We start from the raw sequence: 14,575 nt of genomic DNA, 5'->3' as shown, positions 1-14,575 counted from the left end.
GCGAGACCTGCCGCCAGTGCGCGAGGCGTGACTGCCGAGACACGCCCGCTTGTCTCTGCACCACGCCCAGAAATGTTCCATGCGGCGCCGGAACTCGCCGGGCTCGTAATGGTTATCGGTCATCCGATTGGAGTGATCAAAAATGCCTGATAATGAAAACCGTCGCGAGACCGGCGCAACGAAGTACCCGGCTAGAACAGGTCCTGATCCTTCGGATGCGTTCTCTCAGGATGCGGCCGGCAACAAGAAACCCAAGAGTGGGGTCGGTCTGACGCGGCCAGTCAACGAAGTGGATGACAAGACGCACCAATCCGATGGCCAGAACGCCCCGGCGAGGCCGGGCGGCGGAAACACGGTCAAGCCATGAACGTTGCCAATCTTCAGCTTGAAGGGTTGATGATGGCGGTCGCGTCAATCAACAACCTGCTCGTTCACAAAGGTCTGCTGTCAATTGACGAGATCGATACCGCCCTGCGAAAGGCAGAGGCGTCCATGACAGGTGACGAGCGGACCTACGAAGACATGTCACCGGCCAACCGTGACGCGATCTGCTTCCCGATCCGGCTTCTGCAGATCGCAAACAACGCGCAAGGCGAACTGGACATCCCACCATTTTCAGAGCTTGCAAAAATGGTTGGGCAAACCAAGGAACCTTAACGTCAGCGGTGACGACACCTGTAGTCTCCGTGAAGGCCTCATTTGACGCCGATGCCACTCTGAAGCGGAAAAGCAGCATCGGCGTCGTCTCGGCCATGAACCGAACCAAATCTCACCCACTGCGTTGAGTCCCGGCGTTGCGTCATTAGTCGGGGCACTTCCATGAAAACGGGCGAGCTTTCAACCTACCGGGCCAAAAGGGATTTCGCGAAGACGAAAGAGCCCAGCGGCGAAAGCTCGATTGCGGGTTCGAACCGACTCCGGTTCGTCATCCAAAAACACGCGGCCACGCGGCTGCACTATGATCTTCGCCTCGAGCTTGGCGGGGTCTTCAAATCATGGGCTGTGACCAAAGGTCCATCACTGGATCCTCACGACAAACGACTTGCCGTGGAGGTTGAGGATCACCCGCTGGAGTACGGCGACTTCGAAGGCACGATTCCCAAAGGACAATATGGTGGCGGCACGGTGCAGTTGTGGGATCGCGGATATTGGGAACCGGAAGGCGCCATGTCTCCCGAAAAGGCGTTGGAAAAAGGCGACCTGAAATTCACGCTGCAGGGCAAGCGCCTGCATGGAAGCTTCGTCCTAGTGCGCATGAAGCATGACCGCAATGGCGGGAAGCGGACCAACTGGCTGCTGATCAAACACCGCGACAAATACGCGACAGAGGGCAATGGCGATGCGGTGCTGGCTCAGGATCGATCCGTCGCCTCGGGTCGGAGCATGGAGAGGATTGCAGCGGGAAAGGGGGCAGGTCCGAAGCCGTTCATGATGAAAGGTTCATCGTTGGCCGATGCGGATGCCGTTTGGGACAGCAAGCGCGGCCATACCGACAAGCGCGCCGCCAGGTCGGCAAAGCCTGCTCCGCGGCCGAAGCGAGCCGCTGGTGCCTCAGCGGCGAAGATGCCCGACTTCATCCCACCACAGCTTTGCGCAACGCTTTCCCGGCCGCCGGCCGGGACGAACTGGGTTCACGAAATCAAGTTTGACGGCTATCGCGTCCAGTTGCGCGTGGAAGACAAGGACATCGCCCTTAAGACCCGCAAGGGTCTTGACTGGACGGAGAAATTTGGCGCCATCGCAAAGGAGGCCGCCAGCCTCCCCAACGTCATCATCGACGGCGAGATCGTAGCGCTTGGCGAGAACGGGGCGCCCGATTTTGCCGCACTGCAGGCAGCGCTGTCGGAGCGCCGGACGAAGGACCTGATCTACTTTGCTTTTGACCTGCTCTTCGCAAATGGCGTCGATCTGCGAAAGATGCCTCTCTCACAACGGAAGGAACGTCTGAGCGAGATGCTCGGCGAAGTCGATCGCGGCGCGCAAAATCTCATCCGCTATGTCGAGCACTTCAGCAATGGCGGCGACGCGGTGCTGCGTTCTGCCTGTCGCCTGTCGCTTGAGGGGATTGTCTCCAAGAGGGCCGATGCAACCTATGTTTCGGGGAGGACCGACACCTGGGCCAAATCGAAATGCCGCGCCGGGCATGAGGTGGTCATCGGCGGCTGGTCGACGACCAACGGCAAATTCCGGTCATTGCTCGTCGGCGTCAATCGCGGTGAACATTTCGCCTATATCGGCCGTGTGGGGACCGGATTCAGCGAGGCAAAGGTCAAGCAGCTGATGCCCAGGCTGCAGGAGATGAAAGCCGCGACGTCGCCGTTTACCGGCGATGGCGCACCGAAAAGGAATTCAACCGTCTTCTGGACGAAGCCGGAATTGGTCGCGGAAATCGAGTTCGCCGGCTGGACCGGGGGTGGCAATATCCGGCAGGCCGCCTTCAAAGGCCTGCGTGAAGACAAGCCCGCAAAAGACGTCGAGGCCGAGCGTCCAGCCGATCCTCAAGAGACGCCGATTGCCGACCCTGCCAAGGTGACTGGCAAGACAGGAAAAAGCCCGGTTGTCATGGGCGTCATCATTTCCAAGCCGGACAAGCCGCTTTGGCCGAATGCCGGCCACGGTCAGCCCGTCGACAAGCTCGATCTTGCAGAATATTTCGAGACCGTTGGCCCCTGGATGATCAGACATATCAAAGGTCGTCCCTGTTCACTCGTGCGCGCGCCGGATGGCTACGCTGGCGAGCAGTTTTTCCAGCGCCACGCAATGCCAGGCACATCCAATCTGCTGGAACTGGTGAAAGTCTTCGGCGATCACAAACCGTATCTGCAAATCGACCGCGTCGAGGGTCTGGCCGCGATCGCCCAGATAGGCGGCCTTGAGCTTCACCCCTGGAATTGCCAGCCGGGTCATCCCGAAATACCTGGCCGACTTGTCTTCGACCTTGACCCTGGTCCGGAAGTCCCTTTTGCGAAGGTGGTCGCGGCTGCCAAGGAAATGCGCGATCGTCTCGAAGATCTGGGCTTGGTGAGCTTCTGCAAAACCACGGGCGGCAAAGGCTTGCATGTCGTGACGCCATTGGCGGCCCAACGCAGCAAGACGACATGGGCCGAGGCCAAGGCCTTCGCAAAGGCCGTCTGCATCCAGATGGCGGCAGACAGCCCGGATCTCTACCTCGTCAACATGGCCAAGAAGCTGCGGACATCCCGGATTTTTCTCGACTATCTCAGGAATGATCGCATGGCGACAGCCGTCGCCCCTCTCTCCCCTCGCGCCAGGGAAGGCGCGACTGTATCCATGCCGCTGACCTGGAGTCAGGTGAAGGCGGATCTCGATCCGAAAAAATACACCGTTCGCACGGTTCCGGGCCACCTGGAAAAGACCGTCGCCTGGGCCGACTACGACGATGGCGAACGGTCGATCAGCATCGCCATCAAACGGATCGGTTCAGCAAAGCTCGCCGCATGACGACGTCGGTTCGCGCAAGAACGCCATGACAGCTGCGGCTACCGCGTCGGCTGCTTCTTCGGCCATATGATGTCCGCTATCGATCCGTTGGCCCTTCAGTTCGGTGGTCCAGGGTCGCCAAACATCCAGCACGTTGCCGTAAAGTGCCTCAAGATCATCGCGGGCGGACCAGAGCGCCAAGGTCGGGCACGCGACCCGGCGACCAGCTTTCCTGTCATCGGTATCGTGCAATTGATCGATGGCCAGACCTGCCCGATAGTCTTCAAGCATGCCGTGAACAACATTCGGATCGTGGATTGCGTCCTTGTAGTCGACATAGGCCTCAGCCCCCATGGACTCGGCTGAGCCGCCATACCACGCGTCAGGATCGGCCATGATTGCGCGTTCGGGCTTGTCCGGCTGTGCAAAAAAGAACCAGTGCCACCAGAGCTTCGCAAAGCGGGCGTCGCAGCGTTCGAGGGCTTCCAGGATAGGGACGCTGTCCATGACGATCAGATGGCTGATCGCCGACGGGTGATCCATGGCTGTTCGGAACGCTGTGTAGCTGCCGCGGTCATGGCCTGCGATCGCAAACCGGCCAAAGCCGAGATGTCGCATTAGAGCGATGCAGTCCCTGGCTTTGGCACGCTTGGAGGATCCAGCATGGTCCACGGCGTCCGCCGGTACCGAGGACCGGCCAAAGCCCCTCAGATCGGGGCAGACAACTGTGTGGTCGGCGGCGAGAAGTGGGGCTACCCGGTGCCAGGTAACGTGCGTCCGAGGATGGCCATGCAGCAAAAGAAGCGGCGGGCCTGAACCTCCATACCTGACTCGCAGTGAGGACTCGGGCAGATCCACAGTCTCTAGCTTGAATCCTTCAAACATCCGCTTCTTTGTCGTCAGACTGTGAAAACAAGTCCCGCATGTCCATCTTCAACCCACCCCGGTGAAATTGGTTTCGGGCATTTGTCCGTTTGGAGATCTCTCTCATTCCAATGGTTCGGCCGCCGTTCCGCCAGCCCTGGCGCTGGCTTGCAGGTACGACGCCCGAGATCCAGCCTCCTGCCTCACCGGTCTCTGGGATTGCCCAGGGCGGGGTCGCGCGCCCGGGTGTAGCCCTCGACGCGAGGCAAACCGTCATCCATCCTGATAAACGGCAGCCGCATTTCCCAATAGGCTTGAGCTTGGGGATGGAACTTCTCGGGCGCGTCCATGAATCCGATCGAGATGTAGAACTCATTTGGCAAGCCTTCATCGGTGTACCCAATCGAGGTGCCACATTCCGAACAGAAGGAGCGCACGACGCCCCTGGTTTTCGAAAATGTTTTTGGTTTGGAGCCGAGCCAATCGACCTGATCTGGACGATAGCCAATCCAGATCGTCAGTGGGCTGCCGATCGCTCGTCGGCAGTCATCGTCGTGGTCGAAACAAATCCAAAAGGGATCGCCACTGAATTCAGCTGTGATGACTCCGCAAAAGCAATGCCCTTGATCAATCCGGGCCGGTTTTCTGATCGTCGTTCGGGGTTTGTCGTCCATGGTAATCTTCCGGCCAGCGTGGTGGCGCAACGCCGCGGACGGCAAGCAGTTCCTTTGGACGTCACAGAGCCGCAGATGCGCGCAACCGGCGGGCTGCTCGTCAATATCATTTGAGGCAGGTCAGGCCTTAATTTGTTGGGAACATTTTTTCAGGTCCGCACTTTGTTCGCCGTCTGACCAAAGGAGGCGACCTTGAAAACACGACGCATCGACAGGGAAAAGATCGAGAGGGCGGATCGAGAAGCCAAGTTGCTGTTGGAAGCGGAGCGGCATGCCAGGGAAGCCAAGACGGCGCGGCTTAGAGAACAGCGACAGTTGTTGGAGGCATCGATAGCGCGGACCCCGCCCGCGCCCGCAGCGGTAAAGCCGCCGCCCCGCCAACGAAAGCCGACGCGCAAGGTAATCGAGGTGGACTGACGGTTTGGTCAGTTGAGGCTTTTGCCAAGGTGGGGAGTTGATATGACAGGGCAGGGGATCCGGCAGCATGAATACCAAAGCGGTAAGTCCGGCCGTCGCCAAAGCCGCGGCTGCTCGGCGTGCCGGATCGGGCTCTCATCACCGGTGCGTCCGACGACGATCCTGGCGGCATCGCGACCTATAACAGACCGGCAGCCCCGTACCTGTTTTTCTGGCAGGCTTCACACGAGGTCGAACATCAGAAGGCCCCCCCGCGAGAGCCGCTGAAAAAGGCGCCCGAGCGGGCCGAGAATGCGATCCAGCGAATCCGGCTGGACACTTACGTCGGGAACAATCGCACGCGCGGACCGTTCCCCAAGCGATCTTCACGCTCAGGATTTGCTCTTGTTGCAGCGACCGGATGAAATTCTCAACGAGGCTTCGCAAACGGTTGGTGATCCCCTTGAGCGCGACGCCGTAGGTGGGGAGGCTGAGCTAACTGGCGATCGCGCGGTCCCGCGTCGTCTGGTTGTCGTCTCGAACAGGCTGGGAAACATTCGCGATCCGTCGCAAGCCGGCGGACTTGCTGTAGGCATCGGGGATGCGTTGGCCGAGCGTGGAGGCCTATGGCTAGGAGCAAGCGCCGAGTATCAGGACTACGCCGCGAGCGACGAACCGCTGATCCGCTTGGAACGCGTGGGAAAGATCGAGACGGCTGCGCTTACCCTGCCGTATGAGGAGTATTCGCTCTATTACAATGGCTATGCCAACAGCACGCTGTGGCCGCTTTTTCATTACCGACTGGACCTCGTGAACCACCGAGCAGAGTTTCTACACGCCTACCGGCAGATCAATGCGCGGTTCGCGAAGGCGCTCGCAGGACTGCTGTCGGGCAACGACGACCTGGTGTGGGTTCACGACTACCACCTTATGCCCTTGGCCGCCCAGTTGCGGCGGCTGGGAGTCCGGAATCGGATCGGTTTCTTTCTTCACATACCGTTCCCGCCGCCCGACCTGTTTGTAGCCACGCCCGACCATGAAGAACTCATCGATGATCTGCTTCAGTATGACGTCGTGGGATTCCAGACCGAAACGGACCTGGGGAATTTCCGGCGCTCAGTGCAGGCGGCCAACTCCATTACTTTTGATATCAATGGTTCGGCTGAGATGAACGGCCGCACGGTGTTGTCGAGGTGTTTCCCGATAGGCATCGACGTCGATTCAATCGCACGCATGGCCAATGAGGCGGCGGAGGATGTGCAGATCGATTCCATGCGCCGCCAGATTCTGGGCCTCAAGCAAATCATCGGCGTCGATCGGCTGGACTACTCCAAGGGTCTCCCCGGCCGCATGCAGGCTTTCGCTCGTCTTTTGGAAAGGCATCCGGAACACGAGCGAGCGGCAACCTATTTGCAGATTGCGTCGCCGACGCGCGAGGAGGTCAGCGCCTATGCCGACATCCGGGCCCAGCTTGAGGCAACCGCCGGCGCGATCAACGGAAGATACGCGGATTTGGCTTGGACCCCGATCCGCTACATCCACCGTGCCGTATCACGCTCTCGGCTTGCTGGCCTGTTGCGCGCTAGCCAGGTCGGATTGGTCACGCCCCTGCGTGACGGAATGAACCTCGTCGCCAAGGAATACATAGCCGCGCAGGACGAAGCCGATCCCGGAGTGCTGGTATTGTCGCGTTTTGCGGGTGCGGCCGAAGAACTTGCCGAATCCTTGATCGTGAACCCGTATGCGGTCGACGAGGTTGCCGATGCGATCGCAAAAGCGCTCGCGATGCCGCTTGAGGAAAGAATTGCAAGGCATAGTGCACTGCTCAAGCGCATCACGCGCAATGACGCAGCAGAATGGCGGCGGTCATTTCTCGCCACGCTCGCGGGCGAGAACTAGCGCCTGGCATCGATGCCTGAATCCGTCCGTGTGTCACGCGTCCCACACGGTCATAGCCCGGCCATAACCCGGCTTGCCGGAGCAGTTCGAAAGGCCTTGAAGCTGATCGTGTATCTTGTCGTCCGCATCAGAACCTTTTCGCTCGTTTGACGGAAGCGCCATAGCCCGCCTCAATGGGTGGACTATCGAAGGTCTCACGGAACACACCGCCGGTCCGGTCGTTTGGGTTCTGATAGGAGATCTGCGATGACAAGGAACCCCGGGCGAAAGGACAGTGACCTCTCTGAACAAGAGGCAATCAAGTTGGCCGAAGCCACCGACGTGTCACCCGGGCAGGCCAAAGAGCTTGCAGCCGAGCACGGCAAAGACGGCGCCAAGAAGGAAGCAAGAAATTACAAGGCGGAGGGCTGACTATGGCGGCCAGTGGATCCGCAAACGACAGAGACGCACGAGCCACCCTCTACGCACAAGGCGTAATGGAAGCCGAGCGTAAAGCGCGGGAAGAGAAAACGGCGCGATTGCGCAAAGCCCGTTTGGCGCACGAGGCGGTCAATCCGCCTGCACCCGAGCGGCAACCGGCAGTGCCGAAAGCGCCAAAGCGGGCCGCCAAACCAGGCAGCCGAAAAGCTGGAGAAGATTAGCTTCAGCTTCTTCGGCTGTGCCGGCGGAACGCGTCGGGGAAGAGCAGACCGTGCGGTCGATCTGCACGATAAATTTGTACCTCGTCGAATGACACAAAGGAGTCCAGTGATGACGGAGCATGTGTCCCGGAAGGAAGAACAGCGTGGCACCCGAAATGTACTCGGGTGGGGCGTCGTCATTGCGGCTGTGATCTTCGTCGCCCTGCTAGCCTTCTTTGTGTTCACACCCCTTTCAGGCGGATCGTGGCAGACATCGCCAGTAAAGCGCACCCCGGAACAGAACCAAGGCGGCAATGCCCCCGCCGAGACATCACCCGCGCCCGGCGTTAAAAAGAACCCGCAAGAAAATACCGAGATGCCAGGGCAGCAGTGATCGACCTTGGGCTGCGACCCAAGTTGGCCCTGATCTTCCTGGTCGTCTCATCGGCGTCATGATGGGATCAGGGCCTTCTGGGCGCAGGAACCGCTGAGCTATTGAGACTGGGGTTTCGCCCACATCGAGCGCAGAAAGATTACCGCAGCAGCATCGGTCTGGCGAACGAGGCGATGACGCCATCGTGGAACTCGAGGCAAATCAAGATGCCTAGCTGCAGGCCGTTCAGTTGGGATTTTTCAGCTGCTTTGACAACAGCAGTTGCTGCTGCAGCTCAAGGGCGAGTTTTAACAGCCGTTCAGGTGTTTCCTCTTCCGCGATTTCGTCGAGCAGCGCTGCGAGTGCGTCGCCCTCAACAGGATCGCGGAATGAGTCAGGTTTGGTTTGCGGAGGTTTGGCCACGAGGATTTCTAGCAGGAATGCGGCCGTATTTGCAAGACGAAGCGAAGCGCTCTTGGGGAGGGGTACCGTGGCGGGGGGCGGTCGACAGGGCGGCCTGCGGCAAACTATCGGACAATCTTAATTCATGATGCCAGACCTGTCGTTGCGGAGCACCTCCTCCATGAGAGTATTGAGCCATTCGCTCAAGGGAAGGTCATGCCGCGTCGACAACCGCTCCTCCAGCGCCGCCTTCAATGTCCGTTCGACGAGGCGATCGGCCGCCTGTGGGTCGCCCAGCAGCAGCCGCGCGGACAGCCTCAGTTTTGGAAGAGCGCGGAAAACATTGTCTTCACCAAGCGCTGTTGATTGCGCGGCGAGGATCCCGGCAACCGTCCTGAACCCGGCCGGCTTGGAGAGGTTTTGGGTGTACCGGAACCGCTCCGGTAGGGTGATCTGATCGTTTCCGGAGAAGAATACGAACGGGATGCCTCTGTCCGTCAGCTCATCGGCGAGGGGAAAAACAGTCTCACCGTTGAGGTCGATGTCCAGCACCGCCCCATCCGCTGAATCGATATATCGTCGAGCCCGGCTGACTGACGACACCGGCCCCAAAACGGTCGCCCCACAATCGCTGAAATAAGAGGCAAGTTCGCTTGCCAGCAAGAATTCGTCCTCGACGAGCAGAATTCGCATGCCTAATAACATAGCAGCCCTCCGGGCTTTAAACGGCGGTCGCGTCCATCGGTTCCGTGGCTATCGGCGGTGCGGGATGGGAATTTGAGTAGGAACGGTTTACACATTGGATCGAAATCAGCGCTAACGCGTTGCATTTCACTGAAGCAGGACAATTGATGCAAAAGCTGCCGAGGTTCCCCATAGTCGGTATTGGCGCCTCTGCGGGCGGCATTGCCGCCATGGAGGGATTTTTTCGCGGGATGCCGTCTTCGAGCGGGATGGCGTTCGTGATCGTCACGCATCTCAGCCCGGAACGGGAAAGTCTGCTGCACGAAGTGATTGCGCTTTACACCGGAATTCCGGTTCGTGTCGCTGAAGATGGAATGGGTATCCATCCTGACACCGTCTACGTGATGCCGCACAACGCGATCCTCACCATCGAAAATTCCAGCCTAAAGCTGCGCCAACCGAATTCCGTGTCCAGGGAGCGCAAGCCCATCGATATCTTTTTCAGCGCGCTGGCCGAGGATCAGGGCGAATACGCCGTCGGCGTCGTCCTGTCGGGCGGCGATTCCGACGGTACGTTGGGCATCAAGGCAATCAAGGAGAATGGCGGCCTGACGCTGGCGCAACTCTCCGACGAGTCGGGTCCGAGCAATCCCGACATGCCGCGCAGCGCGATCAGTTCCGGTCTGATCGATATCGCCATCCCAGCCGATGAGATGGGTGCGAAACTCATGGAATTTGCCCACAGCTTTGAACTGCTCGACGAGCTTGAAGCTGACGACGGCAAGGCCAGTGCTTTGAAACTCCGCAAGGGCCAGGAAGAAATCTACGCGATCCTGCGCAGCCATTCGGGACATGATTTCTCGGGCTACAAGGCCAAGACGTTCTTGCGTCGCGTCAGGCGACGCATGCAAATAACACAGAACACCGCGATCGATGCCTATATAGAGTTGCTTCGTTCAAATGCGGAGGAAGTGCGGTCGCTGTTTCGCGACCTGCTGATCAACGTGACAAATTTCTTCCGCGACACGGACGCTTTCAAGACCCTGGAAGAAACCGTCATCCCCAAACTTTTCGAAGGCAAGGACGCCAACGATACGATCCGCGTCTGGGTGCCCGGCTGCGCAACCGGCGAGGAAGTCTTCTCGATCGGTATGCTGATGCGCGAGCATATGGATACACTTTCGGCTGTGCCGCGCATCCAGATTTTCGCCACGGACATCGATGACGCGGCGCTGGGCATCGCACGTTCGGCGCGCTATCCGGAGTCATTGCTTGCGGGCGTTTCGCCTGGACGTCGCGAACGCTTCTTCAGCAATGACGGCACAAGTTTCATCTTAAGCAAGAGCGTACGTGATCTCTGCATCTTCTCGGCGCACAGCGTCATCCGCGATCCACCCTTCTCGCGCATGGACATGGTGTCGTGCCGGAACCTCCTGATCTATTTCGGCCCCGATGTGCAAAAGCAGGTTATTCCGACCTTCCACTATTCGCTGAAGCCCGGTGGCTATCTGTTCCTTGGCACCTCCGAAAGCATAAGCCAGCATGCCGACCTGTTTGCACCGGTCGACAAGAAACAACGGATCTTCAAGGCACGAGAACATTCGGCGCCGCCGCGGCTGCCGATCTTGTTGAATGCTGCGCCTGCAACCAACTTTTCCAGCGCCAATGACACACATGCGCGCCGCGGCTTGTCTTATTCCCTAAGGCAAACCGTTGAAGCGCAGGTTCTCGAACGCTTCGCTCCGGCTCACGTCGTCGTCAATGGTGATGGAGATGTCGTCTATTACTCGGTCCGAACCGGCAAATATCTCGAGCCGCCGCAAGGGGTGCCGAGCAGACAATTGCTCACAATGGCACGCAGCGGCCTGCGTCTGGAATTGCGCGGCGCTTTGCGGGAAGCCGCCGAGGGCCGGCGCACGGTTGTGCGCGAAGCGATAGCCATTGAAGAAGATGAAGATCGTGTCCAATTCGTCACATTGACGATCGAGCCCTTGACTGATCGCGGCAGCGGCGAGCCGCTGTTTCTCGTCCTGTTCGAGCCGGTGGGCCAGCCGCAGCCGCGGCTGGAGGCTCTAAAGGTTCGACAGCCGGTGGCATCTGGGATTGCTGATTTCGAACGCGAGCTCCGCGATACGCGCGAGCGCCTGCAATCGACGATCGAAGAATATGAGACCGCGTTGGAGGAGTTGAAATCTTCCAATGAGGAACTCGTCTCGGTCAACGAAGAGGCCCAGTCCTCCAATGAGGAGCTCGAGGCCTCCAAGGAAGAAATGCAGTCCCTCAATGAGGAATTGAACACCATCAATGCCGAACTGGTTTCCAAGATCGAGGATCTCGATCGTGCCAACAGCGATCTGAAGAACCTGTTCGAGAGCACACAGATCGCGACTGTTTTTCTCGATACCAAGCTGGTTATCCGCAGCTTCACGCCGGCGGCGTCTTCGTTCTTCAACTTGCTGCCGACCGACATCGGAAGACCGCTGACCGATCTTGCCAGCCGGCTCGATTATCCGCACCTGCGCGACCATATTGCCCAGGTTTTCAGGGCCGGCGAGATGATCGAGCACCAGCTGCCGCGCGATAGCAACGGCATCCACTATCTCGTGCGGCTGATCCCCTACCGCGACAGCGCGCGGAAAATCCAGGGCGTGGTGGTGACCTTTGTCGATGTGACGACCATGGCTGAAGCCGAAGCCCACCAGCGGGTATTGATCTCGGAACTCAACCATCGGGTCAAGAACATGCTGGCTGTTACGGTCAGTATTGCCAGTCAGACCCTGAAAAATGCTCCCTCTTCGGAGGCTTTCGCCGAAGCGCTCATCGGTCGCCTGCGCGCCATGGCGCGGGCCTACGGAGTGCTCTCGCGCGAAAGCTGGAAAGAGGTCTCGGTAGAGGAAATCGTGCGGCAGGAAGTCGAGCCGTTCGGGCTGGAACGCATCAACACCACAGGCGAGGACATTCGGCTCAAGCCTCAGCAGGGCCTGTCGCTTGGCATGGTGATCCATGAACTTGCCACGAATGCTGGAAAATATGGCGCCTTGTCCGTGCCAAACGGCGTGGTGTCCGTGACTTGGTCGGCGTCGGATCACGGTTTTCAGCTTGAATGGTTAGAAAGCGGCGGTCCCGCTGTCAGTCCGCCTGAGAAGACGGGATTTGGTCTTTCGCTGGTGAAGGGCGAAATTGAGTATCGGCTTGGCGGAAATTTTGAAACATCTTTCGGTTCCGATGGTTTGAGCTTGCGGATTGAGTTTCCGTTTGATCATCGGGAGAGCGAAACGTGACTGCATCTCGTATCCTTATCGTCGAAGATGAATGGCTGGTCGCGGAGGAGCACCGCGCAATTCTGGAAGAGGCCGGCTTCGCCATCGCCGGGCCAGTGCCGTCCGTTGCTCGCGCGAAAAAGCTGATCGAGAGTGAAGTCATATCTGCCGCGGTCCTGGACATTGGTCTCGGCGGCGAGACCAGCGCTGCCCTTGTCCCTCTTCTAGCGCAACGCGGAATTCCGTTTGTTTTCGTCAGTGGGTACACGGCATCCGACATCCCGCAAGATTTGCGTCATCACAAGATGCTGTCAAAACCCGTGTGGGCTGCTGCGCTGGTCGAGGCCGTGCGAAATATGCTCGGTGTTCAACCGACAGCTTTGGCAAGACACCAGGACAGCGGAACGGTGCCAACCCAACGAGAAGCCCGGTAACTGCACAAAGACACTGGTTTTTCATCAGATATGCGACGACATTCGGGTCCAGGCCCGAGACGGCGTCGCCGGCAAGTGCCTGCGATCCGGCCGGCACGATTGGCATGCTCCCGGTCTGGCGTACTCCAGCGCTGGGCGAAACTTCGCCACGGCGCGACGATTGGTCAGGCGATGAGCCTATCAAACGACGGGCAGTTCGCCCTCGGTTTGCCTCGCGTCGAATAGGACGCCAAGGCCGTAAGTGACGGCGCCAGCGGCTATCATCTCTGCCAACGCTGCGCTTGACACCGGGCAATGCGGCATGACCGCCTTGATCGCGAGTTCGGCATTCGCGATCGACACGAAATCGTGCCGTCGCTTACGGGTCTCCAGATATTGTTCGATCAACATCTGCAGTCGCCTTCTTTCTATTTCATCGCCAGCCATTGGTTCCTCCTGTAGACAGTCTGAAAGCCCACCACGCCTAAGGAGCGGTGGGCCTGGCGGCCCTTTTTGAGGACCGTTGACTCGAGTGAGGCGGGCAGCGTTGCTGACCAGGATGTCGAGACCGCCGAGGGGCGTTGCTGCTTCATCGACCAGCTTTCTGCAAAAGGCCTCATTGCGGATATAGCCGGCAAGCGTTTTGACCTGCCGCTTTTATTAGGTCCACCAGTTCGTCGGCGTCTTCCTGTTCTTCGGGGAGATAGCCGAAAGCGACGTCCGCACGCTCGCGCGCGAATGCAATCGCCGCCGCACGACCAATTCCGGAATCGCCGCCGGTTATCAGCGCTTTGCGACCGGCAAGCCTGCCTGATCCCTTGTAGGTCGTTTCGCCGTGATCCGGGCGTGGCACCATCTTGGTGGCCAAACCCGGCCACTTCTGTTCCTGTGGCTTGAACGGCGGCTGGGGATATTGCGTCACCGGATTCTGTTTGAGCATCGGGCTCGCAGGGCCTGCTTTAGCAGGCACTGTTCCCGTATCGGCTGACGCCGTGGAAGCATAAGCGACGAGAATTCCTCCCGCCATGCTTCCGACGACAAGTCTACGCGCTGCGTCTGGTACATTGTCATGCTGGTCGTGGTTCATCATGGGCTCGCTTTGACGGCAGGTGACCGTTACGGAAGTGGCACCTAACCGGCCGTCGACGCGAATGTTCCCTTGTGATTGCAGTGAGTGTCGGTCGCCTTGCCCGTCTTTGCTGTGAGGCCGCGTCACGACTTTGATGCAGCCATCCTGCCTGTCGCGGAACGTCTTGTAGAGATCCGGCCCTGCTTTCAGATCGGCCCGGTGGGTAATCACAAGGAGGGATCGATTGCGGCGCTCTGGACCATGGCCAAAAGAGGTTCGAGGCAGCGTTGCGTATGCGTCTGGCCCATCCGGAAAGCCGGTCTCTTATTCATCGCCGCGCCAGACGGGATGTGATCGACCAGGCCAACACAGACGCCGTGGGGACCGAGATGGTGCCGTCCTTGCGGCAGTGATTGACTGCGTCGCACAGCACATGCGGTCTCTGCGAATGCCAGCCCGTTTGATGGCGCGAAATATTGG

14 protein-coding genes and 1 pseudogene are annotated in these 14,575 nt (G+C 59.2%); 9 read left to right on the top strand and 6 right to left on the bottom strand.

The window, feature by feature from the left end:
• Positions 1-142 precede the first annotated feature (142 nt).
• The 3 genes from NKJ77_RS05375 to ligD all read left to right on the top strand — a co-directional run bounded on the left by NKJ77_RS05375 (position 143) and on the right by ligD (position 3,462).
• Positions 143-367: a hypothetical protein gene (locus tag NKJ77_RS05375; RefSeq protein ID WP_155921617.1), complete on the top strand. Its 225-nt coding sequence runs from the start codon at positions 143-145 to the stop codon at positions 365-367.
• Entirely contained in the window at positions 364-657 is a 294-nt protein-coding gene (locus NKJ77_RS05370) for a hypothetical protein (RefSeq protein ID WP_023687836.1), read from the top strand. Before NKJ77_RS05375 ends, NKJ77_RS05370 begins: the two co-directional genes overlap by 4 nt.
• Before the next feature lie 162 nt (positions 658-819).
• Complete coding sequence (gene ligD / locus NKJ77_RS05365) at positions 820-3,462, top strand: DNA ligase D (protein ID WP_352534480.1); 2,643 nt, start codon at positions 820-822, stop codon at positions 3,460-3,462.
• Here the strand turns inward: ligD and NKJ77_RS05360 are convergent.
• On the bottom strand, positions 3,442-4,326 hold the full coding sequence (locus tag NKJ77_RS05360) for an alpha/beta fold hydrolase (protein WP_352534478.1): 885 nt from the start codon (positions 4,324-4,326) through the stop codon (positions 3,442-3,444). The genes ligD and NKJ77_RS05360 overlap by 21 nt on opposite strands.
• A gap of 182 nt (positions 4,327-4,508) precedes the next feature.
• A complete protein-coding gene (locus NKJ77_RS05355; protein ID WP_050589853.1) occupies positions 4,509-4,979 on the bottom strand; it encodes a GFA family protein in 471 nt (156 codons plus the stop codon).
• Positions 4,980-5,171: 192 nt separating this feature from the next.
• Here NKJ77_RS05355 and NKJ77_RS05350 point away from each other — a divergent pair, with 192 nt between their 5' ends.
• The 4 genes from NKJ77_RS05350 to NKJ77_RS05335 all read left to right on the top strand — a co-directional run bounded on the left by NKJ77_RS05350 (position 5,172) and on the right by NKJ77_RS05335 (position 8,288).
• On the top strand, positions 5,172-5,396 hold the full coding sequence (locus NKJ77_RS05350) for a hypothetical protein (protein ID WP_023830864.1): 225 nt from the start codon (positions 5,172-5,174) through the stop codon (positions 5,394-5,396).
• A 384-nt stretch (positions 5,397-5,780) separates the two neighbouring features.
• Positions 5,781-7,274 carry an alpha,alpha-trehalose-phosphate synthase (UDP-forming) gene (locus NKJ77_RS05345; protein ID WP_023830863.1) on the top strand — a complete coding sequence of 498 codons (1,494 nt, stop codon included), beginning with the start codon at positions 5,781-5,783 and terminating at the stop codon, positions 7,272-7,274.
• 246 nt (positions 7,275-7,520) lie between these two features.
• Positions 7,521-7,685, top strand: a complete 165-nt coding sequence (locus NKJ77_RS05340) for a hypothetical protein (protein WP_023821865.1) — start codon at positions 7,521-7,523, stop codon at positions 7,683-7,685.
• Between the two features lie 339 nt (positions 7,686-8,024).
• Complete coding sequence (locus NKJ77_RS05335) at positions 8,025-8,288, top strand: hypothetical protein (protein WP_023830862.1); 264 nt, start codon at positions 8,025-8,027, stop codon at positions 8,286-8,288.
• A gap of 225 nt (positions 8,289-8,513) precedes the next feature.
• Here NKJ77_RS05335 and NKJ77_RS05330 read toward each other — a convergent pair whose 3' ends face one another.
• Positions 8,514-8,690, bottom strand: a complete 177-nt coding sequence (locus tag NKJ77_RS05330) for a hypothetical protein (protein ID WP_023681160.1) — start codon at positions 8,688-8,690, stop codon at positions 8,514-8,516.
• A 117-nt stretch (positions 8,691-8,807) separates the two neighbouring features.
• Positions 8,808-9,362: a response regulator gene (locus NKJ77_RS05325; RefSeq protein ID WP_050588792.1), complete on the bottom strand. Its 555-nt coding sequence runs from the start codon at positions 9,360-9,362 to the stop codon at positions 8,808-8,810.
• A gap of 158 nt (positions 9,363-9,520) precedes the next feature.
• Here NKJ77_RS05325 and NKJ77_RS05320 point away from each other — a divergent pair, with 158 nt between their 5' ends.
• Both NKJ77_RS05320 and NKJ77_RS05315 read left to right on the top strand, forming a co-directional pair.
• Complete coding sequence (locus NKJ77_RS05320; RefSeq protein WP_023729494.1) at positions 9,521-12,634, top strand: CheR family methyltransferase; 3,114 nt, start codon at positions 9,521-9,523, stop codon at positions 12,632-12,634.
• Positions 12,631-13,047, top strand: coding sequence for a response regulator (locus NKJ77_RS05315; protein WP_023804850.1), 417 nt, complete (start codon positions 12,631-12,633; stop codon positions 13,045-13,047). Before NKJ77_RS05320 ends, NKJ77_RS05315 begins: the two co-directional genes overlap by 4 nt.
• A gap of 180 nt (positions 13,048-13,227) precedes the next feature.
• Here the strand turns inward: NKJ77_RS05315 and NKJ77_RS05310 are convergent, their stop codons facing one another.
• Both NKJ77_RS05310 and NKJ77_RS05305 read right to left on the bottom strand, forming a co-directional pair.
• Positions 13,228-13,473 carry a hypothetical protein gene (locus NKJ77_RS05310; protein ID WP_023687844.1) on the bottom strand — a complete coding sequence of 82 codons (246 nt, stop codon included), beginning with the start codon at positions 13,471-13,473 and terminating at the stop codon, positions 13,228-13,230.
• A 90-nt stretch (positions 13,474-13,563) separates the two neighbouring features.
• Positions 13,564-13,966 (bottom strand): annotated as a pseudogene (locus tag NKJ77_RS05305) (SDR family NAD(P)-dependent oxidoreductase); the annotation flags it as partial.
• Positions 13,967-14,575 lie beyond the last annotated feature (609 nt).

Origin of the sequence: Mesorhizobium sp. M0052 (assembly GCF_040323255.1) — a bacterium.
Lineage (GTDB): Bacteria > Pseudomonadota > Alphaproteobacteria > Rhizobiales > Rhizobiaceae > Mesorhizobium.
Note: the sequence above shows the minus strand (reverse complement) of the source record. Positions and strands in the feature narration are given on the sequence as shown.